This window comes from Kitasatospora sp. NPDC088264, from assembly GCF_040685715.1.
GTDB lineage: Bacteria > Actinomycetota > Actinomycetes > Streptomycetales > Streptomycetaceae > Kitasatospora.
The window spans coordinates 428,949-453,247 of the sequence record NZ_JBFBIR010000001.1 but is presented as its reverse complement, the minus strand read 5'-3'; the positions used below and the strand labels follow the sequence as shown (position 1 = coordinate 453,247).

Sequence of the window (24,299 nt, the reverse complement as noted above, 5' to 3'; positions counted from 1 at the left end):
GGGCCCCGTCCGGTACCGCCGGACGGGGCCCTTCGAGCATGCGCGGCACCTGCTCGAGGATCGCTGGACGGGCACACCAGAGCCTCGCTCGTACGGGTGACAAAAGCCGGGCCGAGTAGGCGCAATGGGGTAGCCGGGAAACTCCAAACCCCTTTATTGGAGCTGATCGTGATGTCGGATCAGCTACGCTCTCGCCCGCCCCGACCGTCCCGCCCGACCCGCCGAAGCAGAGAGTAGCCCGACATGAGCAGTCCTCCCGCGGCCGCCGCGCCCCGCTGGCCGCTGATCCTGCTGCGCACCACCGCGACCACCCTGGCGGTCCTGGCCCTGCTCCAGGTCATGCTGGCCGGCAGCTTCCTCAACGGCACCTACGAGTCCCTCAAGGACCACGAGGGCAACGCGATGACGCTGGCCACCGTGGTCCTCGGCCAACTGGTGGTGGCCGCGCTGGTGCGCCGGCCCGGCCGCGGCCCGCTCTGGCCGCTGTGGACCACCGCCGTGCTGACCGTCGCCGTCGTCGGCCAGATGGCGGCCGGCTACGCGCGGTCGATCAGCGTGCACGTCACCCTCGGGGTGCTGCTGGTCAGCGGGGTCCTGTTCGGGCTGGTCGGCGCCTGGCGGCTGCCGCTGCCCGCCCGCGCGGACCACCTGCCCGAGCCGGACGGCAGCGGACGCCTGCCGCGCCCCGGCGGGCCGCTGGAGGTGTCCAAGTGAACCGTCGCCGGTTCCTGGGCGTCGGCGCCTCCGTCCTCGGCGCGGGCGCGCTGGCCGCCGTCGCCGGCCCCGCCGCCGCCCGGCTGTTCGCCGAGGGCCACCCCGGCCGGCTGCTCAGCAGCGGCCTCGACCTGCCCGAGCCGTTCCAGGTCCCGCTGCCGGTGCCCACGGTGCTCCAGCCGGTGCGCACCGACGCGACGGCCGACTACTACGAGATCACCCAACGGGTCGCCGAGCTGGAGATCCTGCCCGGCGTCAGGACCGAGGCCTGGACGTACGGCGGCACCTTCCCCGGGCCGACGGTGGTCACCCGGTCCGGCCGGGCGGCGGTGGTCAAGCACCGCAACGAGCTGCCGGTGCCGTCCGTGGTCCACCTGCACGGCGGCCACACCCCGGCCGACAGCGACGGCTACCCCGTCGACCTGCTGCTGCCGGTCGGCTCCTCCGGCGCGGGCCGGGGGGCGCCGGGCATGCCGGGGATGTCCGACATGCCCGGCATGCAGGGGATGGGCCACGAGGCGGGGCGCACCGCGGAGGGCGAGCGCACCCACACCTACCCGGGCAAGCAGCGCGCCGCCACCCTCTGGTACCACGACCACCGGATGGGCTTCACCGGCCCCGGCGTCTGGCGCGGCCTGGCCGGCTTCCACCTCGTCCACGACGACGAGGAGAGCGCCCTGCCGCTGCCGCGCGGCGACCGCGACCTCCCGCTGATGCTCGCCGACCGTTCCTTCGCCGGGGACGGCTCCTTCCGCTACCCCGCCCTGGACGAGGACCTCGCCTCGCCCGGCGTCACCGACGACTACATGAACGGCGTCCTCGGCGACGTCATCCTCGTCAACGGCGCCCCCTGGCCCCGTCTCGACGTCGATCGCGCCCGCTACCGGCTGCGCCTGCTCAACGCCTCCAACGCCCGCCCTTACCGGCTCCAGCTCGACCCGCAGCCCTCCGGCGGCGACGCCCTCGTCCAGATCGGCTCCGACGGCGGCCTGCTCGCCGCCCCGGTCGCCCACGACGTGCTGGAGATCGCCCCGGCCGAGCGCTTCGACATCGTCGTCGACTTCTCCCGCTACGCCCCGGGCACCTCGGTGCGGCTGCTCAACCTCTTCGGCAGCGGGCGCACGGCGGAGGTGATGCGCTTCGACGTCTCCGGCAAGAAGGTCAGCGACGACTCGACCGTGCCCGACAAGCTGTCCACGATCGAGGAACTGGACGCCTCCGCCGTCGACGTCACCCGCAAGTTCATCTTCCGGCGCAGCGGCAGCTACGGCTGGACCATCAACGGCGACCTGTACCGGCCCGGCCACGACCTCGCCCGGCCCGCCCTCGGCAGCACCGAGCGGTGGCGCTTCACCTCCGACCTGCACCACCCCGTCCACGTCCACCTCAACCAGTTCCAGGTGCTCAGCCGCAACGGTCGCGACCCGGGCCCGTACGACGGCGGCTGGAAGGACACCGTCGACCTGCGTCCGGCCGAGGCGGTCGAGGTCCTGGTGCGCTTCACCGACTACCGGGGGACGTACATGATGCACTGCCACAACCTGGAGCACGAGGACATGGCGATGATGGCGGACTTCACCGTGCAGTGAGCGGGGGCCTGGGGGTTTCATCCGGTCGGCTTCATCCGGTCGGCCGAGTGTCGGAGGGCGCGCGGTGCGCGCTCCGGCACTCGTGGCCTAGCGTCGCGGGGAGACGTACCCCGCCCGCCGCCCGCCGTTTCGTCCTCCCGCCGACCCGCTGTCCCGCTGTCCCGCCGACCGAGGAGCCGCCGCGCATGACCACCCCCGCCGAACGCCGCCGGCACGGCCGGGCCGCCCGCGACCGCGTCTCCCGCTCCGCCCACGGGCGGTGGATCCCCGCCGCCGACCGGCCCGACCCGGTCAAGGTACTGGTGCGCCAGGGCGAGGACCGGGTCGCCCGGCTGCTGCCGATCCGCTACGGGCGGATGGCCGACACCCCCTTCGCCTACCTGCGCGGCGCCGCCGCCGTCATGGCCGCCGACCTCGGCGCCGTCCCCGACACCGGCCTCACCGTCCAACTGTGCGGCGACGCCCACCTGGTGAACTTCGGTCTGTTCGCCTCGCCGGAACGCGCCCTGCTCTTCGACGTCAACGACTTCGACGAGACCCACCCCGGCCCCTTCGAGTGGGACGTCAAACGGCTGGCCGCCAGCATCGCCGTCGCCGCCCGCGACCACGGACAGGACGAGGACCGCGCCCACCGCGCCGCCCGCACCGCCGTCCAGGGCTACGCCACCGCCATGCGCCGCCTCGCCGGGCTCGGCGAACTCGAGGTCTGGTACTCCCGGATCGACGCGGGCGACCTGCTGGCGCCGCTCCGCAAACCCCGGCAGCGCAAGCAGACCGAGGCCGACCTCGCCCAGGCCCGCCGCCGCACCAGCCTGCACGCCTTCGGCAAGCTCACCGAGGAACGCGACGGGCAGCGGCGCATCATCAGCGCGCCACCGCTCATCGAACCGCTGAAGAAGAACGAACTGCTCGACATCGGCAAGGTGTTCAGTGACTACCGGGCCACCCTCGCCGAGGACCGTCGCGTCCTCCTCGACCGCTACCGCTTCGTCGACGCGGCGATGAAGGTCGTCGGTGTCGGCAGCGTCGGCACCCGCTGCTACATCGTCCTGCTGGAGGGCCGGGACACCCGGGACCCGCTGTTCCTCCAGCTCAAGGAGGCCGGACGGTCCGTCCTGGAGGACCACCTGCCGCCCACCCGGGTCGACGCCGAGGTCTCCGTCCACCACGGCGGGCGCCGCGTCGTCACCGGCCAGCACCTCATGCAGGCCGCCAGCGACATCTTCCTCGGCTGGACCACCGGCCCCGCCGGGCGCCACTTCTACGGCCGCCAACTGCGCGACATGAAGGGCTCGGTCGAGGTCGCCGACCTCACCCCGTCCGGCCTGCGCGCCTACGCCGACCTGTGCGGCCGCACCCTCGCCCGCGCCCACGCGCGCACCGGCGACCGCCTCGCCATCGCCGGCTACCTGGGCGGCGCGGACGCCTTCGCCGAGGCGATCGCCGACTTCTCCGTCCGGTACGCCGACCAGACGGCGCTCGACCACGCCGAACTGCTCGCCGCGATCGACGCCGGCCGGATCGTCGCGACCCCGGGCGTCTGAGCACGGCGCGCCTCCCGGCGGGTGCGCTCCGGGGCCGGGGGTACGGGGGTGCGGGGTGGGGGGTGCGGAAAACGGGTTGCCCCGGCGGGCGCGGTCGGCGTTGGCTGGCCCGCATGACCGAACTGCGCACCGACCGCCTTCTCCTGCGCCCCTGGCGGGACACCGACCTCGCACCCTGGGCCGCGATGAACGCCGACCCCGAAGTCCGCGAGCACCTCGGGGACGTCCTCACCCGCGAGCAGTGCGACGCCTCGGTGGCGCGCTTCGAGGCCGAGAGCGCGGCGCGCGGATACGGCTGGCTGGCCGTCGAGGTGCGCGCCACCGGCGAGTTCGTCGGCCTGGCGGGCCTCGACGAGGTCGACGAGGGCCTGTCCTTCACCGGCGTCGAGATCGGCTGGCGCCTCGCCCGCGCCGCCTGGGGCCACGGCTACGCCACCGAGGCGGCCCGCACCGTCCTCGCCCACGGCTTCGACACTCTCGGCCTCCCCGAGATCCTCGCCGTCACCACCGCGACCAACCACCGCTCGCAGGCCGTCATGCGCCGCCTCGGCATGACGTCCGACCCCGCCGACGACTTCGATGACCCGACCGCCCCCGAGGGCCCGCTGCGTCCCAACGTGCTGTTCCGCCTCCGCCGCGAGCAGCGGGCGGGCTGACGGCGGGCCGAGAACGGGCCGACGGCGGGCGCGTCCCGGGGCTCGGCGCCGTTGTCAGTGGCGTGTGGTTGGGTGATCCACATGCTGGCGATCGGGGTGCAGGAGAACGACGGGACGCGCCACCTCCGGGTGGAGGCGGCCGAGTTGGCGCGGCTGGTGCGGCGGATCGGCGCGAAGGGCGACCGCTTCCTGGTCGCCCAGCGGATACCGGACCTGCCGGACGTCTTCATCCAGGTGTGGCACGCCGAAGGCGGCGAGTACACGCTCGAACACCGCGACGGCTCCGCCGCCCGGCACTTCGAGGTGCGCACCGACGGTCCCGAGGCGGTCATCGCCGCGATGACGGGCTGGGCGCAGCACGAGCCGGGCTGGGGCGACGGCCTGGACTGGCAGCCGCTCGACCTGGGCCCGCAGCCGGAGCCCGCCCCGCCGCTCGACGTGCCCGCCGACGACCTGCGGCAGTTGCACGACCGGCTGCGCCTCACCCTGGCCGGCGGCTACACCACCCGCGCCGAGCTCGCCGAACTCGCCGAGGACCACCTGGTCTCCGGCGACCACCGCCCGCTCTCCCGCGACCAGGCCGAGCAACTGGCCGACCGGCTCTGGCTGGAGCGCGTCGGCGAGCAGACCGGCTGGATCGGCGAGACCGACCCGGAACGCCTCACCCGGGCCTTCGCCGCCCTGGAGGAGGCCGGCATCACCGCCCGGGAGCACTTCAGCTGCTGCGGTTCCTGCGGCGACGCCGAGATCGCCGCCGCCGGGGCACCGGACGCCCGCGGCTACGTCTACTTCCACACCCAGGCCACCGACTCCGCCGCCGCCGGCCACGGCCTCACCCTCCGCTACGGCGGCTTCGACGCCTCCCCGCTGACCACCACCGCCATCGGCCACGAGGTGGCCGCCGCGCTCACCGACGCCGGCCTGCCCGCCCGTTGGAACGCCGACCCCTCCCGCGCGATGGAGATCCGCCCCCTCCTCTGGCGCCGCCGCCTGGCCGGGTGAGGCCCGTGGCTCCGGCGGGGAGGCGGGTGGGTCACGGCACCAGGAGGTGGAGGGCGCCGGGCGCGGCGCTCACGTCGACGGGGAGGGCCGCGATGAACTCGCCGTCGGCGTAGGCGGTGATGGCGGGGGAGTCGATCCGCAGGGATGCGGTGCGGTGGGTGGTGACTTCGGGGTGGGCGGTGTGGGTGCCCTTGAAGAGGGTGGGGAAGAAGCGGGCGATGCGCAGACGGGGCATGGCGGCGACGAGGGTGAGGTCGAGGAGCCCGTCGTCGGGGAGGGCGTCGGGGCAGATGAGCATGCCGCCGCCGTAGCTGCGGGTGTTGCCGACGGCGGCCAGGGTGAGGTCGCGTTCGATGACGGTGCCGTCGGCGAGGGTGATGCGGAAGGGCAGCGGGCGCAGGTTGGCGAACTCGGCGAGGATGGCCAGGTTGTAGCGCATCCGGCCGCGGGGCCAGCGCAGGCGGTTGGCGCGGTCGCTGACCAGCGAGTCGAAGCCGGTGGCGAGGACGGAGCCGTACCAGCGGGTGGTGCCGTCGGCGGCGGTGACCAGGCCGAGGTCGACGGTCCTGGTGCGTCCGGCGGCGACGACGTCGGCGGCGGCTTCGGGGGCGGCGAGGGGGAGGCCGTACGCGCGGGCGTGGTCGTTGCCGGTGCCGGCGGGTATCACGCCGAGCGGGACGGCGGTGCCGGCGACGGCCTGGAGCGCGAGGTTGACCATGCCGTCGCCGCCGACGGCCACGACGGCGTCGACGCCGTCCGCCACGGCCCGGCGGGCGAGGCGGACGGCGTCCTCGGGGTCGCGGCCGGCGTGCCGGTCGACGTGGAGGCCGAGGGCGTGCAGACGGGCGACGGCCCGGTGGGCGGCGGGCGCGGCGTGGCCGGCGCCCGCCGCCGGGTTGCTGAGGACGGCCACTCGCCTGATGGCTCGCGGACCGCCGGTCACGGGATCAGCTTGCCGGGGTTGAGGATGCCCGCCGGGTCCAGTTCGGCCTTGACGGCGCGCAGGATGCGCACGCCGAGCTCGCCGATCTCGTCGCTCATCCAGGGCCGGTGGTCGGCGCCGACGGCGTGGTGGTGGGTGATGGTGCCGCCGGCGGTGACGATGGTGTCGCCGGCGGCGCGCTTGGCGGCGGCCCACCGGGCGAGCGGGTCCTCGCCGAGGGCGGCGACGACGGTGAAGTAGAGCGAGGCGCCGGTCGGGTAGACGTGCGAGACGTGGCAGAGGACGAGGGCGCCGGGCAGGGCGGCGGTGAGGGCCTCGGTGACGGCGGTCCGCAGCCGCGGGAGCCGGCTCCAACTGGCCGCGGTCTCCAGGGTTTCGCAGAGGGCGCCGGCGCTGAGCAGGGAGTCCCGCAGGTAGGGGGCGTTGAAGCGGCCGTGTTCCCAGGCCCGGGCGGGGGCTTCGCCGAGGGAGGTGGCGCCGGCGGCGAGCAGGGTGTCGCGGGTGAGCCGGTGGCGGGTGGCGACCTGTTCGGCGGTGCCTTCGAAGACGGTGACGGCGAGGCAGCCGGTGACGGCGGGGGCGCCGCCGATCTGCTCGGTCATGGCGAGGTTGACCATCGTCTCGGCCTCGTCGGAGAGCCGGATGACGGTGGGGCCGGTGCCGGCCTGCTCGACGGCGCGCAGGGCGGCACTGCCGGTGGCGAAGTCGGGCAGGCTCCAGGCCTCGTAGGCCTTGACGGCGGGCAGCGGGTGGACGCGGAGCCGGACGGCGGTGATGACGCCGAGGGTGCCTTCGGAGCCGAGGAAGAGTTCGCGCAGGTCGGGGCCGGCGGCGGAGGCGGGGGCGCGGCCGAGGTCGAGCACCCCGGCGGGGGTGACGACGCGAAGGCCGCGGACCATCTCGTCGAAGCGCCCGTGGCCGGCCGAGTCCTGGCCGGAGGAACGGGTGGCGGCGAAGCCGCCGAGGGTGGCGTAGCGGAAGCTCTGCGGGTAGTGGCCGAGTTCGTAGCCGCGCTCGGCGAGCAGGGCCTCGGCGGCGGGGCCGGTGAGGCCGGCGCCGAGGACGGCCTCGCCGGAGGTCTCGTCGAGGTCGTGGAGCCGGTCGAGGCGGCGCAGGTCGAGCGAGATGACGGCGGTGAGGCCGCCGCGTTCGGGGTCGAGGCCGCCGACGACGCTGGTGCCGCCGCCGAACGGGACGACGGCGATGCGACGTTCGGCGCAGAGCGCGAGGACGGCGGCGATCTCCTGCTCGTCGCCGGGCAGCACGACGGCGTCGGGCGCGTCCTGGGGGGCGCGGCTGCGGCGGCGCAGCAGGTCGGGGGTGGACTTGCCGCCGGCGCGGGGGAGCCGGTCGGCGTCGGCGGCGCTGACGTTGGTCTCTCCGACGGCGGCGGCGAGGGCCTTGAGGTCGTCGGCGGTGATCCGCGAGGGGTGCAGGAGGACCTCGTCGGCGGCCGGTCCGGGGGTGGCGTCGCCGGTGACGCCGAGGGCGGCGGCGAGCAGCCCCTTGATGTCCGCGGACAGCTCCTTGGCGAGGGCCGGGTCGCCCCAGGCGTCCCACTTCATCGGGGGGAGCGGCAGCGCGGCGCCGGCCGGTCCCGCTTGCGTCTCAGGTGCCATGCGTTACAGTTTCACACATCATGTCAAGTAGTAACGCCGAGTCCCCTGGCAGTCCCGCGCGCAGCACCGACGACGCGATCCTGGACGCCGCCGCCGACCTGATCGTCCATCTCGGCGTGCGCCGAACGCAGTTGGCGGAGATCGCCCGCCGCGCCGGGGTCAGCCGGCCGACCGTCTACCGGCGCTGGCCGGACGTCCGGGCGGTGATCGGCGCCCTGCTCACCCGGGAGATCCGGGCCACCCGGGAGGGCGTCGCCCTGACGCTCGGGGGCGACGGCGCCCCGATCGGCCGGGAGGCCTTCGTCGACGGGGTCGTCGAGGTGGCCGTCCGGCTGCGGGACCACCCGGTGCTCGGCGCGCTGCTGCGCTCCTCCGACTCCGACCTGCTGCTGGAGTACGTCGTCGAGCGGCTCGGCACCAGCCAGCGCGGCCTGCTGGAGGCGCTGCGGGCCGGCATCGAGCAGGGGCAGGCGCACGGTTCGATCCGGGCCGGGGAGCCGGTCGAACTGGCCGCCATGGTCCTGCTGATCGCCCAGTCCACCGTCCAGTCGCACCGCATGGTCGCCTCCCTGCTGTCGGAGGCCGCCTGGCGGCGCGAACTGACCAGAGCACTGAACGGATACCTCGCGCCATGACCTCGACGCCCGCCGGATCCTCCGCCGCTCACTCCGCCGCTCCCTTCGCCGGCTCCAGCCGACTCGACGCCGGCCGGCGCCAGGCGGAACTCGAAGCGCTGGGGGACCGCCCGCGGGTCGACCTGCTGGTGATCGGCGGCGGCGTCACCGGTGCCGGGGTGGCCCTGGACGCCGCCTCGCGCGGGCTGCGCACGGTGCTGGTCGAGTCCCGCGACCTGGCGTTCGGCACCAGCCGCTGGAGCTCCAAGCTGGTGCACGGCGGCCTGCGCTACCTCGCCTCCGGACGGATCGGGGTGGCCCGGGAGAGCGCGATCGAGCGCGGCGTGCTGATGACCCGCACCGCCCCGCACCTGATCCGCGCGCTGCCCCAACTGGTGCCGCTGCTCCCGGGGTTGCTGCGCCCCGGGCAGGCCTCGCTGATCCGGGTGGGCTTCCACGCCGGGGACGCGCTGCGGATCGGCGCCGGGACGCCGGGCGCGCTGCTGCCCCGGGTGCGCCGGATCGGCGCCGCGCGGACGCGACAGCTGGTGCCGGGCGTGCGGACCGCCGGGCTGTCCGGCGCGCTGGTCGCGCACGACGGCCAACTCGTCGACGACGCCCGGCTGGTGGTGGCGCTGGCGCGAACCGCGGCGCAGTACGGCGCCACCGTGCTGACCAGGGTGCGGGCGGAGTCCGTGACCGGCAGCTGCGCCCGGCTCACCGACACCGTCACCGGGCAGTCGCTGACCGTCGAAGCCGGCGCGGTGGTCAACGCCACCGGCGTCTGGGCGGGCGAGGTGGACCCGTCGATCAGGCTGCGCCCCAGCCGGGGCACCCACCTCCTGGTGGACGCCGCCGCGCTCGGCCACCCGACCGCGGCGCTCACCGTGCCGGTGCCCGGTTCGACCAGCCGCTTCGTCTTCGCGCTGCCCCAGCAACTCGGCCGGGTGGCGATCGGGCTGACCGACGAGGACGCGCCCGGTCCGATCCCGGACGAGCCGCAGCCCGCCGAGGGGGAGCTCGCCTTCCTGCTCGACACCGTCAACGCCGCCCTGAGCACCGCGCTGACCAGGGCGGACGTGCGCGGCGCGTACGCGGGGCTGCGGCCGCTGATCGACACCGGGGGCGGCAGCACCGCCGACATCTCCCGGGAGCACGCGGTGCTGGAGTCGCCGTCCGGGCTGGTCACGGTGGTCGGCGGCAAGCTCACCACCTACCGGCGGATGGCCGAGGACGCGGTGGACGCCGCCGTGCGGCTGCGCGGCCTGCCGGCCCGGGCCTGCTGGACGGCCCGCCTGCCGCTGGTCGGCGCCCCGGCCCACCGGGACAGCCGCCCGCTCCTGGCGGGCGCCGTGCCCGGCTCGCTGCTCGCCCGCCACGGCGGATCGTCCCAGGAGGTGGTGGCCGCCGGGGAGTTGACGCCGATCGCGGAAGGCCTGGACGTGACGCGCGCCGAGGTCGCCTACGCCGTCACGCACGAGGGCGCGTTGGACGTCGCCGACGTGCTCGACCGCCGGACCAGGATCGGCCTGGTCGCCGAGGACGCCGAGCGGGCCCGGAAGGCGATCGAGGAGATCGTGGCGCAGCGCCTGTAGCGGGCGGGCGGAGGGCTCAGCGCGCCGCGCGCTCCGGCATCGGGTGCTCGGCTCCCGCGACCTCCAGGACGCAGGAGTACGGGTGCTCGGCCGCGCCCGTGCGGTCCAGCCGCACCGAGAGCGGCAGCGGCGGCTCCTCGGCGAGCTGGGCGGCGAGCGTCAGCGGGTAGACGCCGTGCCCGTGGACGCGGTGGAAGGCGCACTCCTTGCCGTCCACCAGCAACTCGGTCTCGGTGATCCAGCCGGAGCGGACGTTGACGGTGACCGAGTGCCCGGCCTGGTCGAAGTGGAAGCTGTACCGCTGGCGCATGGGGAACCTCCCGCGCGGGGGCCGCCGGTCGGGGCGGACCAGGGGATCCACCGCCAGTCTAGGGCGTGTCTTCCAACCCCCGCCTGCGCGGCGGCGTGGGGGTGGTGCGGGCCGGGATGATGGGTGGTTCCCGGTGGAGCCCCTGAGAAATCCCCGGGGTGGGGCCCGACCGCAGGTGGATTCCCGTGATCTCTACAGTGTTGTAGATTCGTCCGCAGGGAGAGATCGAGGAGGGCATTGTGGGAGTTTCACTGGCCAAGGGCGGCAACGTCTCGCTGAGCAAGGAGGCGCCCGGTCTGAGCGCCGTGATCGTGGGTCTCGGCTGGGACGTGCGCACCACCACGGGCGCCGACTACGACCTGGACGCCAGTGCGCTGCTCTGCAACGCGCTCGGCAAGGTGGTCTCGGACCAGCACTTCGTCTTCTTCAACAACCTGCGCAGCCCCGACGGTTCGGTCGAGCACAGCGGCGACAACCTGACCGGTGGCGGCGACGGCGACGACGAGCAGATCAAGGTCGACCTGGCGCGGGTGCCGGCCGACGTGGCGAAGGTGGTCTTCCCGGTGTCGATCTACGACGCCGACGCCCGGCTGCAGAACTTCGGGCAGGTCCGCAACGCGTTCATCCGGGTGCTGAACCAGGCCAACGGCCAGGAGATCGCCCGCTACGACCTCAGCGAGGACGCGTCCACGGAGACCGCGATGGTCTTCGGTGAGCTGTACCGCAACGGCGCGGAGTGGAAGTTCCGCGCGATAGGGCAGGGTTACGCCTCCGGTCTGCGCGGCATCGCGACCGACTACGGCGTCAACGTCTGATCGCGGCAGGTGGATCGCGGCAGGTGATCTGACGGGGTTTCGGCGGCCACCGGCCTTTGCGGCCCACGCTCACTCGGGACGCCCGAGGGCGTGGCCGCCGAAACCCCCGCTGCCGGTCAGCTGACGGCGCCACCAGGCGTCCATCCCCGGTCCGTCCATGGCCGACCAGTCCGGTGCGGCGGCGACCTGCTCCCGGCCGAGCCGTCGGCCCAGTTCCACCAGCTCCCGCCCGACCACGCCCCGCTCCTGGTCGTACGCGGCCAGCAGGGCCGGCCAGGACCCGCCGTCCGTGGCGGCGGCCCGCCCGGCCTGCTCGAAGGCGTGCGCGTCCTGCAAGGCCTTCACGGCGCCGCTGGTGTTGTGCGGGCGGACGACGGTGGCCGCGTCCCCGCCGAGGAGCAGCCGGCCGGCCGTGCGGCGCGGGGTCTCCAGGTCGTAGACGGGCTGGAGGAAGGTCCGCTCGCGCGGGGTGAGGGTGACCAGGGCGGCCCAGTACGGTGGCAGGTGCCGTTCGGCGAGCTGGCGCAGGTCGTCCAGCCGCCCGTCGGTGAGGGTGCCCGCCGGGATGCTGGTCGGGCCGTCGAGGCGCAGCCAGGCGGGGGTGGGCGCGTAGAAGACCCAGTTCACCTGGGTGGTGCCGGGGGTGAGCCCGGGGATGCGGTAGATCACGACCTGGCCGCCGGGGTAGCAGACGGTGGCGCACTCGTCCTCCGGCCAGGCCGCGGCCCCGCCGGGCAGCTCCGCCAGCAGTGCGGCGTCGTAGCTGCCGCGCCAGCACACGTACCCGGCGTATGCGGGTCGGGCCTGCGGGCAGACCGCCGCGCGGACCACCGAGCGGTAGCCGTCGGCGCCGATCACCAGGTCGTACGGTTCGCGGGTGCCGTCGGGGCCGGCCGTCCAGGCGCCGTCCCGGTCGGTGCCGGCCGCGGTGACGGTGTGGCCTTGCCGGAACTCGACCCGGTCGGGGGTGCGTTCGCGCAGGGCCTGCCAGAGGACGGCCCAGTGGTGGGAGTGGAACGGCATCGGCTGGTTCCAGAGCACCCGCCCGCGCCCGTCCGGTCCGTCGCCGCCGCGGTCCTCGGCCGTCTCCCGGGTGACCCAGCGGCGGACGGTGAGGCGGTGGCGGCGGACGCCGTCGTGGAGGTGGCCGGCGTGGACCAGTTCGTCGAAGCGGTCGTCGTTGATGCAGATCCCGACGCCGCGGTCCTCCAACTGGCCCTCGCTGCGTTCCAGGACCACGATCCGGTCCGCTCCCAGCCGGGCGGCGGCCCCGGCGAAGGCGCTTCCGGCGATGCTGCCGCCGATCACGGCTATCGAGCTATCCCGCATGGCGGTCCTCTCCCAGCTGCCCACACTACCGATCTGACAATACGCGGATCATGTCCGCGAGTTGGTGGGAACCGGCAGAGCGCGGGGCCTCGGCCCGCGGCCCCCTTATGCAACTAGTTGCACATCGAGCCGCCGTCCCCTACTCTGCGGTAACACCGACCCCCGCCGCCCCCAGGAGACGTCGATGAGCGCGTCGATGAGCACCACCCCCGGCAGCAGCCGCTACCCGCACCTGCTCAGCCCGCTCGACCTCGGCTTCACCACCCTGCCCAACCGCGTCGTCATGGGCTCCATGCACGTCGGCCTGGAGGAGGCCCCCGACGGCTACCGGCGGATGGCCGAGTTCTACGCCGAGCGGGCCCGCGGCGGCGTCGGCCTCATCGTCACCGGCGGCATCGCCCCCAACGAGGCCGGGCGCCCCTGGGAGGGCGGCGCGATGCTCACCACCGGGGCCGAAGCCGACCGCCACCGCGTCGTCACCGACGCCGTGCACGCCGCCGGCGGGAAGATCGCCCTGCAGATCCTGCACTTCGGCCGCTACGCCTACCACCGCGACCTGGTCGCCCCCAGCGCCCTCCAGGCCCCGATCAGTCCCTTCGTCCCGCACGAGCTCACCGCCGCACAGGTCGAGCAGACCATCGAGGACTTCGTCCGCTGCGCCGAACTCGCCCGCCGCGCCGGGTACGACGGCGTCGAGATCATGGGCTCCGAGGGCTACCTGATCAACGAGTTCGTCGTCGCGGCCACCAACCGGCGCGAGGACGAATGGGGCGGCCCGTACGAGCGCCGGATGCGCTTCCCGGTGGAGATCGTCCGCCGGGTCCGCGAGCGGGTCGGCGAGGACTTCATCATCGTCTACCGCCTCTCCATGCTCGACCTGGTGCCCGGCGGCTCCACCCTCGACGAGGTCGTCCGCCTCGCCCAGGCCGTCGAGGCCGCCGGGGCGACCATCATCAACACCGGCATCGGCTGGCACGAGGCCCGCATCCCCACCATCGCCACCTCCGTGCCGCGCGGCGCCTTCGCCTGGGCGACCAGGAAGGTGATGGGCACCGTCGGCATCCCGCTGGTCACCACCAACCGCATCAACACACCGGAAATCGCCGAGCAGTTGCTCGCCGACGGCTGCGCCGACCTGGTCTCGCTGGCCCGCCCGCTGCTCGCCGACGCCGACTTCGTCGCCAAGGCGGAGGACGGCCGCGCCGACGCCATCAACACCTGCATCGGCTGCAACCAGGCCTGCCTCGACCACACCTTCAGCGGCCTGATCACCTCCTGCCTGGTCAACCCGCGCGCCTGCCACGAGACCGAACTCGTGCTCACGCCCACCAGGTCGCGCAAGCGCATCGGCGTCGTCGGAGCCGGCCCGGCCGGGCTCGCCTTCGCCGTCTCCGCCGCCGAACGCGGCCACGACGTCACCCTGTTCGACGCCGCCGCGGCGATCGGCGGGCAGCTGAACACCGCCCGGCTCGTGCCCGGCAAGGAGGAGTTCGACGAGACGCTGCGCTACTACCGCACCCGGCTCGCCGAGTTGGCCGTCACCCAGCGCCTCGGCACCACCGCCACCGCCGACCAGCTCGCCGCCGAGAACTTCGACGAACTCGTCCTCGCCACCGGCGTCACCCCGCGAACCCCCGGCGACCTGCCGGGAGTTGACCACCCCAGCGTCGTCGGCTACCTCGACGTCCTGCGCGACGGCGCCCCCGTCGGCGAGCGGGTCGCCATCCTCGGCGCGGGCGGCATCGGCTTCGACGTGGCAGGCTTCCTCACCGACCAGGGGGACGCGGCCAGCCTCGACCCGGCCGTGTTCCAGGCCAAGTGGGGCATCGACCCGGAGTACCGCGAGCGCGGCGGACTGCGCCGCCCCGAGCGGCCCGCACCGCCGCGCGCCGTCCACCTGCTCCAGCGCAAGACCAGCAAGGTCGGTGCCGGGCTCGGCAAGACCACCGGCTGGATCCACCGCACCGAACTCCGGCACCGCGGCGTCACCATGGTCGCCGGGGCGACGTACGACCTGATCGACGACGCCGGCCTGCACTTCACCGTCGACGGCGAGCGCCAACTGCTGCCCGTGGACACCGTGGTGCTCTGCACCGGCCAGGAGCCGCGCCGCGACCTCTACGAGGCGCTGTGCGAGCGCGGCCTGGAGGCCCACCTGATCGGCGGCGCCGACGTCGCCGCCGAACTCGACGCCAAGCGGGCCATCAAGCAGGGCACCGAACTGGCCGCCGCGATCTGACCCTTCCTTGCGCGCTGGGTCCTGTTCGGCCGGACAGGACCTGGGCACGCCTTGGGCACGCCCTAGGATCGACGGCATGTCGCTGCCGCACGCCATCCTCACCGCCCTGCTGGAGAAACCGTCCTCGGGGCTGGAGCTGACCCGGCGCTTCGACAAGTCGATCGGCTTCTTCTGGCCCGCCACCCACCAGCAGATCTACCGCGAACTGGGCCGGCTGGAGGCCTCCGGGCAGATCCGGGCCCTCCCGCCGTCCGGCCCCGTCCGCGGGCAGAAGAAGGAGTACGAGGTCCTGCCCGAGGGCCGTGCCGAACTCGCCCGCTGGACGGCCGAGGGCGCCGAGCCGCGCGCCGTCCGCGAACCGCTGCTGCTACGGCTGCGCGCCGCCGCGGTGGTCGGCACGGACGGCCTGGCGGCCGAGGTGCGGCGGCACCTGGCGCTGCACCGCGCGCAGTTGGACGACTACCGGGAGATCGAGCGGCACGACTTCCCGGCCGAGGCGACGGCCGGGGAGAACCGCCTCCAGCACGCCGTGCTGCGGGCGGGCATCGGGCTGGAGGCCTTCTGGGTGCAGTGGCTCGCCGAAACCCTCGAAACCCTCGAAACCCTCGAAGCGCTCGAAACCCCCGGCCCGCCCCCGGCGGACCAGGGGGACCAGCCGGACCAGGGGGTCTGACCTGCGGCGATCCGCGCCCGCGAGCCCCTTGCCAGGCCCGGTGGGACACTGGTGCCTGTCCCTGCCCGCACCCTCGACCGGGGGGCCCGCATGTCCCACCCGAAGCCGCTCCACGCCCTCGCCGCCGCCGCCCTCGCCGCGGCGGTCGCCTTGGGCCCGGCCCACCTCGCCGCGGCCGCGACGCCCGGCCAGTCCGCCCAGGGCCTGCCCACCTCCGACCAACTCACCGCGGCCCTGCTCACCGTCGACGACGTCGGCCCAGGCTTCACCCAGGTCCCCAGCACGGCCAGCCCCAGCCCCAGCGCCGGCCCCAGTACGATGCCCTCCCCGGCCAACGGCTGCGACGCCCTCAGCGACCTGATCAACATGCACACCGGCATTCCCGGCCCCGAGACCCCGCACGCCGAGGCCGAACTGGACGGCCCGGGCGGCAACCCGATGGTGACCGAGTCCCTCACCGCCGAGGACGCGGGAAAGCTCACCACCGACCTCGACGCCGCCACCGCGGCCCTCAAGAGCTGCCACACCATCACCTTCAACGCCGGCACCAACGACTCGGTGACGTTCACCGTCACCCCGGTCACCCTCGGCGACCGCCAGGACGCGCCCGCCGTCCGCCTCGACGGCACCCTGGCCGGCGTCCAACTGAACGCCTTCGTCGGCGTCGAGCGCTTCGGCACCGTCGGCATGGCCTTCGGCTTCTTCCAGCGCGGCGGCGACTCCCCCCAACTGGCCTCCTTCCAGTACCGCGCCGCCGTCGCCAAGGTCCAGCGCGCCCTCGGCACCACCGCCGGCAGCACCACCCCGCCCACCGCCACGGCCCCCGTCACCCAGGGCGCCTCGGTCTGAGCCGGGCAACGCGACGGCCCCCGTCGGGCAGGCAGCCCGACGGGGGCCGCGGCGTGCGGGGGCGCCGGTGCTGAGCGGATCGGCGCGCTGTTCGCCGACTACACGCCGGACGAGATCGCGGTGATCGCCGACTGGTTCACCCGGGCCAAGGGGGTGCTGGGGGAGTCGCTGGACGAGATCCGGGCCGAAACGCCGTAGCGGCCGGCCCCGGGGAGGGGCCGGCCGCCACGGTCGCGGGTTCACGGCAAGTAGGTCACCTCGGGGAAGGCCGCGGACGGGCCGTCGAGGAGGCGGCTGGCACGGTGCCGCAGGTGCAGGTCGAAGAAGGCCACCGGGTACGCCTGCTGGATCTTCACCGCGCGGGCCGGGTCGAGGGTGCCGATCATGCCCCGGACCTGCTCGTCGGTCAGGCCGAGGAGCTTCGCGGCCTGCGGGATCAGCACCTGGTTGTCGCCGTACGAGACGTGTACGGCGCCCTGGGCCTGGACGTCGAGGCGCCAGCCGCGCAGGTGCGGCCAGAACTCGGCGACGTCCGGCTGGCCGGCCCGGGTGAACGCGGCGGTCATCATCATGAACGGCCGGTCCAGGTCGGTGGTGATGGTCGGCTGCATCGGGCCGTCCAGGCTCAGCCCGGCGCGGACGCGCCGGTCGGTGAGCATGGTGTAGGCGGTGGCCGTACCGCCCTTCGACCAGCCGAACATGCCGATCCGGTCCGGGTCGAGGGCGTGCAGCAGCCCGGCGGGCAGCGGCCTGCCGTCGACGTCGGGGTTGCGCCCGGCGGCGAGGGCCTCGACCTGGTCGAGGAGGAAGCGGATGTCCGCGGCGAAGTCCTTCGGCCCCATCGGGACGCTCCGGTCCGGGGTGAGGACCAGGCCGTCGGGGAACTCGGTGATCGCGTCGCGGGTGTGGTCGACGGTGACCACCACGTAGCCGTGGCTGGCGAGTTCCTGGACCATCACGGTGTGGTCGGCGCGGTGGCTGTGCGCGCCGTGCGAGTAGACGACGACGGGCAGGCGGCGGCCCGCGCGGTGGACCGGGGCGCCCACGCGGCCGGAGGTGAGCGGGGCGAGGGCGGGGTCGATGGCGAAGCCCGTGTCCGCGAGGAACGCCCGCAGTGCGCCGTCGGCCATCCAGGGCGCGAGCGGGTGCTCACCGGCCTCGCGAGCGGGGTACCAGACGCTCGCCATCAGCTCGCGGAACCGGCCCGGGCCGGCCAGCGGGTCCGGGCGGGAGGCGTCGAGCAGGTGCAGCGGGACGGTGCCCACGGGGTGCGGCCCGGTGGGCTCGGGCAGGGTGAGGCGCGCCGGGCCGCCGGTGGCGGTGGTGGCGGCGGGCGTGGTGGTCCCGGGGGTGGTGGTCCCGGGGGTGGTGGCCCCGTCCGCCGCCCACGCGGGGCGGGCGAGGGCGAGCGGTGCGGCGGCCCCGGTGGCCCCGGCGGCCAGTGCGGCCCCCAGCAGGCGGCGGCGCGTCATGGCGTGTCGGCTCGTGAACGGCGTGGTGGTCATGGGCCCTCCCTGGGTGTGCTGGACAGAACCGGGCCGAGGCGCGCGGTCTTCGCAGGTGCGGCCGTCGTTCGACACCGGACCTCCGGGGAAGCGCCCCTGACGGACCGTCCGATGGATCTCCGTGCACCTGAGCGGAAGGCTGTCATCGCGGCGCACCCGGCCACATCCGACCACCGGATGACAGTGCGGCCGGGCGCATTGGCCTGGGGGTTTACATCCGTGGGCTGATGCGGCGGCGCGCCGGGGCGGGGCGGCGCATAGCGTTCACGTGCAATCCAATGCAACGGTCGGCGCGACTGACGTTGCGTTAAATCTGCAACTGTTGCAACGATAATGAGGCATTGACCTGCGATGATGCTGATTGTACGCAACATGACTGTTGCCAGGAATCTTGAAGGCAACGTAGCGTTTCCGTTGTCAGAAACAACGAGCCGCAGGAGAGCATCATGCAGAAGTTCGCCACCCCCGCCCCGGTCTCCACCGTCCTCGACATCCCCGCCGGGCGTATCCGGTTCATCGCCGCCGACCGGGCCGACACCACGGTCGAGGTCCTGCCCGCCGACGCCTCGAAGAGCCGCGACGTGAAGGCGGCGGAGCGGACCACCGTCGAATACGCCGACGGCGTCCTGCGGATCGAGGCGGCGGCGGCCGAGAACCGGATCCTCGGCCAGTCCGGCACCGTCGAGGTGACCGTCCAACTGCCCGCCGGCTCCCGCATCCAGGCGAAGACGGCCAGCGCCGAACTCCGGGGCGTCGGGCGCCTCGGCGACGTCACCTTCGAAGGCGCGCAGGCCTCGGTCAAGCTCGACGAGACCGCCGGCGCCCACCTCGCCGTCCTCGCGGGGGACATCTCCGTCGGCCGCCTCAACGGCCCCGCCGAGATCACCACCGCCAAGGGCGACATCCACATCACCGAAGCCGTGCACGGCACGATCACGCTGCGCACCGAGGCCGGCGACGTCTCCGTCGGCGCAGCCCGCGGAGTCTCCGCCTCCCTGGACGCCGGCACCACCTACGGCCGGATCCACAACGCGCTCAAGAACGCCGACGGCGCCGCCGCCGGCCTGAGCATCCACGCGACCACCGCCTACGGCGACATCACCGCCCGCAGTCTCTGACGCGGCACCGCTCACCCACCCCTGAACTGCGCCGCGCACATCCCACCGCGAGACGAGGAACGACCATGACCAGCACCCTCCACACCGTCGAGAACGACACCGCCCAGGACCGCCCGGAACTGCAGCAGGCCACCCAGGAGTTCGTCGACGCCGGCTTCGCCGGGATACAGCTGCGCGTGCACGACGAGCGCGGGGAGTGGGTCGGCAGCGCCGGGGTGCGCAAGCTGGGCGAGGCCGCGAAGCCGTCGGTGGACGGGAAGTTCTGGGTCGGCAGCACCACCAAGACCTTCGTCGCGACCCTGGTGCTGCACCTGGTGGCCGACGGCGCCATCGGGCTGGACACCCCGGTGGCCGACCACCTGCCGCAGTTCGGGCTGGACCGGCGGATCACCGTGCGGATGCTGCTCCAGCACACCAGCGGATTGGCCAGCTACACCGGCGACCTCGAACCCGACGGGACGTTCGTACCGGGGATCCCCGCGATGGGCAAGGAGTGGGTGGACAACCGGTTCCACAGCTACCGGCCCGGGGAACTCGTGCAGTTCGCCCTCTCCAGGCCGGCACGGTTCGAACCGGGCACCGACCAGAGCTACTCCAACACCAACTACACGCTGGCCGTGCTCCTGATCGAGCAGGCCACCGGCCGCCCGTACGCCGAGGAGATGCGGCGGCGGATCCTGCGGCCGCTCGGACTGCGGGACACCGTGGTGCCGGGCGACTCGCCGGAGCTCCCCCGGCCGCACGCCCACGGCTACTATCGCTACCAGGACGGCGACCAGTGGAAGGTGGCCGACGTCGCCTGCCAGAACCTCTCCCTCCTGGTCGGCGCCGGCGACCTGATCTCGACCACCCGGGATCTCCACACGTTCTTCGCCGCACTCCTGGGCGGCACGCTCCTGCCCGCCCCGCTGCTGGACGAGATGCGCACGCCGCACGGGATGCTCGGCTACGGCCTGGGCCTGTTCGTCCAGGACCTCGGCCCGGACGGCGGCACCATCGTCCACCACAACGGCGGCGCCCCCGGGGGCTACGGGGCACTGATGATCGGCACCCCCGACGGCAGCAAGATCCTGACCGCCGGACTGACCACCGGCGACTCCGCATCCGACCCGGCGCAGGAGTTCCCGAAGGCGCTGGACCGGCTCATCAAGGCGGTGTTCGGCGGCGGCGGCGTACGGGCCGAGGGCTGACGGGACTGCGTTTCGGCACGTGGAGTGGGAAGTCGGCGGGGCCGACTTCCCACTCCGTTCGTCTTGAGGGGTGGTGCCCCGGCGCGCGGTGGTGGTGAGGCAGGGGTGAAGCGCGAAGCCGCGCTCCGGAACGCGGGCTGCGCAGTCGCGTCGACGGCGTGCTCCGCGATGGTGAAGCGGTTTGGCTCACTGTGAGACAAGTTCTTTCTCCAGATGGGCAGTTGCCTTTCGCCCGAGTGCTGGAAGATCGTGGCGCCCTGGGCGTGGCGGCTCGATCACTGAGGGGGATTTCGGCCGGCGCGGGAAAAATCGCGGCGCCCTGGACGTGCGCTGACCATGGATTCGATGGACACCGAGAGTGCTGGTTCGGATGCGGAGGGTTGACCCGTCGGTCGACCTGGATCAATGGGTCGAAAGGGTGGGTGATTGTCGTGGGTGGCGTCGAGCGCACGGTCTTCGATGACGGCGAGACGGTGGAGAACTCCGACGGGGTCGCGGAGTTCTATGCGGCGGTGGGGAAGCTGATCAAGCATTTCCGGGAGCGGGCCGGGCTGACGCAGCGCGAGCTGGCCGAGCGGCTCGGGTACAGCGAGGACCAGTTGGGGGCGGTCGAGCGCGGCAAGCGGACACCGAGAGTCGAGATCCTGACGAAGGCGGACGAAGTCCTCAATGCGGGTGGCGCGTTGCTGGTCGTCGCGGACGACGTGATGAAGGCGAAGATCCGGATCAGCGAGCGGCACCCGGCTTCCTCAAGGGCCTTCACGTCTGAGGAGGGCAGGGCAGTCGAGATCCACGAGTACAGCACGATGGTCATCCCGGGGCTTCTCCAGACTGAGGCCTACATCAAGAGCAGCTACAGCACGAACGAGGAAGCTCAGTGCGTCGAGGTCGCCGAGACGCCCGGCATCGTCCACGTGCGTGACTCCAAGGACAAGAGCGGCCCGCAGCTGGTGTTCGAGCCGGCCGCGTGGCAGGCGTTCGTGGCGTTCGCCGCGACCGCCGAGGTCTGATTCAGCCTTCTCCTGACGGCCCGTCGCTTCCGCGCGGCGGGCCGTCGGCGTTCCGTCGGCGGTCCGCCGGGAGATGACGGCCAATCGGCGGACGGGCGGGCGGAGTGCGGGTGTCGTCGGGCCGGTGCCGGGTGGGGGCTGCTACCAACGGTCCCATGTCCCATCACCTCAGTGGCCCCAACCTGCGCTCCCCCCGGGGCGACGCGCGGCTCGACCTGACCGACGTGTTCGCCTTCCCGGCCGCCGATGCGCCCGGCCGGACCGTCCTGATCATGAACGCGAACCCCTACGCCCCGACCCAGGCGGCCGAGTTCCACCCCGACGCCGTCTACCGCATCAACATCGACAACGACGGCGACCACCGCGCCGACGTCGCCTACTCCTTCACCTTCTCCGCCCCCACCCACACCGGCGCCCAGACCGTCACCGTCCACCGCGCGACCGGCGCCGCCGCGCAGAAGCACGAGCCCACCGGGGACGTCCTGTTCTCCGAAGCCCCGGTCGCCTTCGGGGACGCGCCCGACGTCATCGAGGCGAACGGCCGCAAGCTCTCCGTCGGCCTGCGCAGCGACCCCTTCTTCGCCGACCTCGAAGGGATCGTCAACAACTTCACCTGGACCGGCAAGGACGCCATGGCCGACGCCAACGTCTTCGGCATCGCCCTCGAAGTCCCCGACACCGACCTCGGCCCCGACCCGACGATCGGCGTCTGGGCCCGGGTCAGCCTCCGCCAGGACGGCCGGCTCGTCTCCGTCGACCGTGGCGCGCACCCCTCCCTCACCGCCTACTTCAACAAGGAGGAGGTGAAGGACGCGTACAACGCGGGCGAGCCGGCCGACGACTGGGAAACCTACCGCGAGGCCTGGACGGCCGTCCTCCAGCACACCGGGGACTACACCACCGCGGCCGCCACCGAGACCCTCAAGCTCGTCCTCCCGGACATCCTCCGCTACGACCGCTCCCGCCCCGCCGCCTACCCCAACGGCCGCACCCTCGTCGACGACGTGACCTCGGCCCGCCTCACCATGGTCTCCGGCGGCAAGATCACCAGCGACCACATCCCCCCGCACACCGACGTCCTCCCCGTCTTCCCCCACCTCGGCCACCCGCACCCCGTCAAGTAGCGAGTCAAGTGGCCGGACGACAAAGCGGCGGTCAAGAATCCTTGACCGCCGCTTCGCACTTCCCGCTCTGATCATGTGCCAGGCTGTGCGCCCCCACCCGCGTATGAGGAGGTTCGGTGAACCACGCGCGCCCCCTGATCGAGGACTTCCCCGCCCACCCGGACGGAGACCCGGCCGGCGCCCTCGCCCGCGCCGTCCGCGAGCGCCGCACCGCCCTCGGCCTCTCCACCGCGGACCTCGCCAAGCGCGCCGACCTCACCGACGCCCAGATCCGCGCCATCGAGGCCGGCCACGTCGCCCCCACCCTCCCCCTCCTCACCGCCCTCTCCCGGGCGCTGGAGGTTGCGCCGAAGCCGTGAGCGCGGCGGCCCGCGCCCGGAGCAGCCCGCAGTACTTCACGCTGTCCGCGCCGAAGGAGTCTCAATGAGTGAGTCAAGCCGCCTGCGCGACCGGATCGGGGGTGAAGGCCCGGTTGTCGCGCAGGAGCGCCCACAGGACGCTGACCCGGCGGCGGGCGAGTGCGATGACCGCCTGGACGTGCTTGCAGCCCTCGGCGCGTTTCTTGAGGTAGAAGTCCCGGTTGGGTCCGTCCTTGATGATGCTGGTCTGCGCGGACAGGTAGAACACCCTGCGCAGACGGCGGCTGTAGCGCTTGGGCCGGTGCATGTTGCCGGTTCGGCGTCCGGAGTCGCGTGGGACAGGCACGAGCCCGGCTGCCGAGGCGAGGTGGCCGGCGTCCGCGTAGGCCGCCAGGTCGCCGGCGGCGACGACGAGCTCGGCGCCGAGTATCGGCCCGATGCCGGGCAGGGACTCGATGATCTCGGCCTGCGGGTGGGTGTGGAAGGTGTCGCGGATCTGCTTGTCGATCCGCTTCAGCCGGTCGTCCAGGGCCAGGATCTGCGCGGCGAGGTCGGCGACGATCGCTGCGGCGACGTCCTCGCCGGGCAGCACGGTGCGCTGGACGTCGGCGGCCTCCAGCGCGGTGGCCGCGACCGCGTCGGCGTTGCGGACGCTCCGGTTGGCGAGCCAGGCCGTCAGGCGGGCCCGGCCGCGGCGGCGCAGGGCGGCCGGGGTCTGGTAGCCGGTCAGCAGGACCAGGGCGCCCTTGTGGGCGGAGTAGTCGAAGGCCCGCTCCAGGGCGGGGAAGATGCCGGTCAGAACGTCACGCATCCGGTTGATCATCCGAACGCGGTCGGCGACCAGATCCGAGCGGTGGGCGGTCAGCAGCGCGAGGTCGGCGGCGAGCTGGGCGGGCACGTCGATCGCGGTGAAGTCCCGCCGCTGGCGGGCGGTTTCGGCGATGACGTAGGCGTCGCGGGCATCGGTCTTCGCCTCGCCCCGGTAGGCGCCAGCCATGCGGTTGACGGTCCGTCCTGGCACATAGACGGCCTGCTGGCCGTGGGCCGCGAGCAGGGCGAGCAGGAGCGCGGAGGACGTGCCGCAGATGTCCACCGCCCAGTGCACTTCGTCGGCCAGGTCGAGGATCTCACCGAGCGCGGTCAGGATCGCCGTCTCGTCGTTGTCGACCTTCTTCGACCACAGCGTGGCACCGGTCTCGTCGACCACGGCCGCCCAGTGGTGACCCTTCCCGGCGTCAACACCCGTCCAGACATGGGCCCTTCGCTCACTCACTCGCCCCTCCTCGAACCCGTCAGCATCCCATTGGCCCGAGGAACACCCCGCCGTCGTCTCCGTAAACAGCGACCGCACATGGCGCGCACATCTCAATCAGCAGCCAGGGCGCCCCGGAGAGCCGGACGGCCACTCCTCGGGAGCCACAACTGGCAAGACACCGTTAGCCACATCCGGCCCTCCTGGGCCGACAAACACCTTACGGAGACCCCGTGGACCGGGGAGCGGA

At 73.5% G+C, this 24,299-nt stretch carries 22 protein-coding genes; 16 read left to right on the top strand and 6 right to left on the bottom strand.

All coding sequences use genetic code 11. From position 1 onward, the window contains the following. The first annotated feature begins 243 nt into the window (after nt 1-243). From AB0O82_RS01900 to AB0O82_RS01880, 5 genes are all read left to right on the top strand, one after another. On the top strand, nt 244-714 hold the full coding sequence (locus tag AB0O82_RS01900; protein WP_363579649.1) for a hypothetical protein: 471 nt from the start codon (nt 244-246) through the stop codon (nt 712-714). Continuing rightward, the gene (locus tag AB0O82_RS01895; protein WP_363579648.1) at nt 711-2,303 is read left to right on the top strand and encodes a multicopper oxidase domain-containing protein; all 1,593 of its coding nucleotides are present in this window, start codon (nt 711-713) and stop codon (nt 2,301-2,303) included. Before AB0O82_RS01900 ends, AB0O82_RS01895 begins: the two co-directional genes overlap by 4 nt. Before the next feature lie 185 nt (nt 2,304-2,488). Next, complete coding sequence (locus AB0O82_RS01890; protein ID WP_363579647.1) at nt 2,489-3,847, top strand: DUF2252 domain-containing protein; 1,359 nt, start codon at nt 2,489-2,491, stop codon at nt 3,845-3,847. Nucleotides 3,848-3,960: 113 nt separating this feature from the next. Beyond that, a complete protein-coding gene (locus tag AB0O82_RS01885) occupies nt 3,961-4,503 on the top strand; it encodes a GNAT family N-acetyltransferase (protein WP_363579646.1) in 543 nt (180 codons plus the stop codon). A gap of 81 nt (nt 4,504-4,584) precedes the next feature. Next, the gene (locus AB0O82_RS01880; RefSeq protein ID WP_363579677.1) at nt 4,585-5,505 is read left to right on the top strand and encodes a hypothetical protein; all 921 of its coding nucleotides are present in this window, start codon (nt 4,585-4,587) and stop codon (nt 5,503-5,505) included. A gap of 31 nt (nt 5,506-5,536) precedes the next feature. Here AB0O82_RS01880 and AB0O82_RS01875 read toward each other — a convergent pair whose 3' ends face one another. Together AB0O82_RS01875 and AB0O82_RS01870 are read right to left on the bottom strand one after the other, a co-directional pair. Then, nucleotides 5,537-6,448, bottom strand: coding sequence for a diacylglycerol kinase (locus tag AB0O82_RS01875; protein WP_363579645.1), 912 nt, complete (start codon nt 6,446-6,448; stop codon nt 5,537-5,539). After that, nucleotides 6,445-8,013 carry an FAD-binding oxidoreductase gene (locus tag AB0O82_RS01870; protein ID WP_363579676.1) on the bottom strand — a complete coding sequence of 523 codons (1,569 nt, stop codon included), beginning with the start codon at nt 8,011-8,013 and terminating at the stop codon, nt 6,445-6,447. The genes AB0O82_RS01875 and AB0O82_RS01870 overlap by 4 nt, the downstream gene beginning before the upstream one ends. 74 nt (nt 8,014-8,087) lie before the next feature. Between AB0O82_RS01870 and AB0O82_RS01865 the strand changes: the two genes are divergently transcribed. Beyond that, entirely contained in the window at nt 8,088-8,702 is a 615-nt protein-coding gene (locus AB0O82_RS01865; protein ID WP_363579644.1) for a TetR/AcrR family transcriptional regulator, read from the top strand. Further along, on the top strand, nt 8,699-10,276 hold the full coding sequence (locus tag AB0O82_RS01860; protein WP_363579643.1) for a glycerol-3-phosphate dehydrogenase/oxidase: 1,578 nt from the start codon (nt 8,699-8,701) through the stop codon (nt 10,274-10,276). The genes AB0O82_RS01865 and AB0O82_RS01860 overlap by 4 nt, the downstream gene beginning before the upstream one ends. A gap of 16 nt (nt 10,277-10,292) precedes the next feature. Here AB0O82_RS01860 and AB0O82_RS01855 read toward each other — a convergent pair whose 3' ends face one another. Next, nucleotides 10,293-10,586, bottom strand: a complete 294-nt coding sequence (locus AB0O82_RS01855) for a hypothetical protein (protein WP_063349769.1) — start codon at nt 10,584-10,586, stop codon at nt 10,293-10,295. A gap of 239 nt (nt 10,587-10,825) precedes the next feature. Between AB0O82_RS01855 and AB0O82_RS01850 the strand changes: the two genes are divergently transcribed. Next, nucleotides 10,826-11,401: a TerD family protein gene (locus AB0O82_RS01850; protein ID WP_350883073.1), complete on the top strand. Its 576-nt coding sequence runs from the start codon at nt 10,826-10,828 to the stop codon at nt 11,399-11,401. Nucleotides 11,402-11,470: 69 nt separating this feature from the next. Here the strand turns inward: AB0O82_RS01850 and AB0O82_RS01845 are convergent, their stop codons facing one another. Beyond that, nucleotides 11,471-12,730, bottom strand: coding sequence for an FAD-dependent monooxygenase (locus AB0O82_RS01845; protein WP_363579642.1), 1,260 nt, complete (start codon nt 12,728-12,730; stop codon nt 11,471-11,473). A 184-nt stretch (nt 12,731-12,914) separates the two neighbouring features. On the opposite strand from AB0O82_RS01845, the gene AB0O82_RS01840 reads away from it, so the two are divergent. From AB0O82_RS01840 to AB0O82_RS01830, 3 genes are all read left to right on the top strand, one after another. Next, a complete protein-coding gene (locus AB0O82_RS01840; protein ID WP_363579641.1) occupies nt 12,915-14,969 on the top strand; it encodes an NADPH-dependent 2,4-dienoyl-CoA reductase in 2,055 nt (684 codons plus the stop codon). A 76-nt stretch (nt 14,970-15,045) separates the two neighbouring features. Continuing rightward, complete coding sequence (locus AB0O82_RS01835; protein WP_363579640.1) at nt 15,046-15,642, top strand: helix-turn-helix transcriptional regulator; 597 nt, start codon at nt 15,046-15,048, stop codon at nt 15,640-15,642. A 90-nt stretch (nt 15,643-15,732) separates the two neighbouring features. Continuing rightward, a complete protein-coding gene (locus tag AB0O82_RS01830; RefSeq protein ID WP_363579639.1) occupies nt 15,733-16,491 on the top strand; it encodes a hypothetical protein in 759 nt (252 codons plus the stop codon). 239 nt (nt 16,492-16,730) lie between these two features. Here AB0O82_RS01830 and AB0O82_RS01825 read toward each other — a convergent pair whose 3' ends face one another. Next, a complete protein-coding gene (locus tag AB0O82_RS01825) occupies nt 16,731-17,996 on the bottom strand; it encodes an acetylhydrolase (RefSeq protein ID WP_363579638.1) in 1,266 nt (421 codons plus the stop codon). 446 nt (nt 17,997-18,442) lie between these two features. On the opposite strand from AB0O82_RS01825, the gene AB0O82_RS01820 reads away from it, so the two are divergent. The 5 genes from AB0O82_RS01820 to AB0O82_RS01800 all read left to right on the top strand — a co-directional run bounded on the left by AB0O82_RS01820 (nt 18,443) and on the right by AB0O82_RS01800 (nt 22,797). Then, nucleotides 18,443-19,114: a DUF4097 family beta strand repeat-containing protein gene (locus AB0O82_RS01820; protein WP_363579637.1), complete on the top strand. Its 672-nt coding sequence runs from the start codon at nt 18,443-18,445 to the stop codon at nt 19,112-19,114. Nucleotides 19,115-19,179: 65 nt separating this feature from the next. Beyond that, nucleotides 19,180-20,304, top strand: a complete 1,125-nt coding sequence (locus AB0O82_RS01815; protein WP_363579636.1) for a serine hydrolase domain-containing protein — start codon at nt 19,180-19,182, stop codon at nt 20,302-20,304. A gap of 431 nt (nt 20,305-20,735) precedes the next feature. Beyond that, on the top strand, nt 20,736-21,314 hold the full coding sequence (locus tag AB0O82_RS01810; RefSeq protein WP_363579635.1) for a Scr1 family TA system antitoxin-like transcriptional regulator: 579 nt from the start codon (nt 20,736-20,738) through the stop codon (nt 21,312-21,314). Between the two features lie 155 nt (nt 21,315-21,469). Beyond that, nucleotides 21,470-22,438 carry a DUF4331 family protein gene (locus tag AB0O82_RS01805; protein ID WP_363579634.1) on the top strand — a complete coding sequence of 323 codons (969 nt, stop codon included), beginning with the start codon at nt 21,470-21,472 and terminating at the stop codon, nt 22,436-22,438. Nucleotides 22,439-22,554: 116 nt separating this feature from the next. After that, nucleotides 22,555-22,797 carry a helix-turn-helix domain-containing protein gene (locus AB0O82_RS01800; RefSeq protein WP_363579633.1) on the top strand — a complete coding sequence of 81 codons (243 nt, stop codon included), beginning with the start codon at nt 22,555-22,557 and terminating at the stop codon, nt 22,795-22,797. Between the two features lie 73 nt (nt 22,798-22,870). Here the strand turns inward: AB0O82_RS01800 and AB0O82_RS01795 are convergent, their stop codons facing one another. Then, nucleotides 22,871-24,070 (bottom strand): IS110 family transposase, encoded by a 1,200-nt coding sequence (locus tag AB0O82_RS01795; RefSeq protein WP_363579632.1) that lies wholly within the window; start codon nt 24,068-24,070, stop codon nt 22,871-22,873. Between the last annotated feature and the right edge of the window lie 229 nt (nt 24,071-24,299).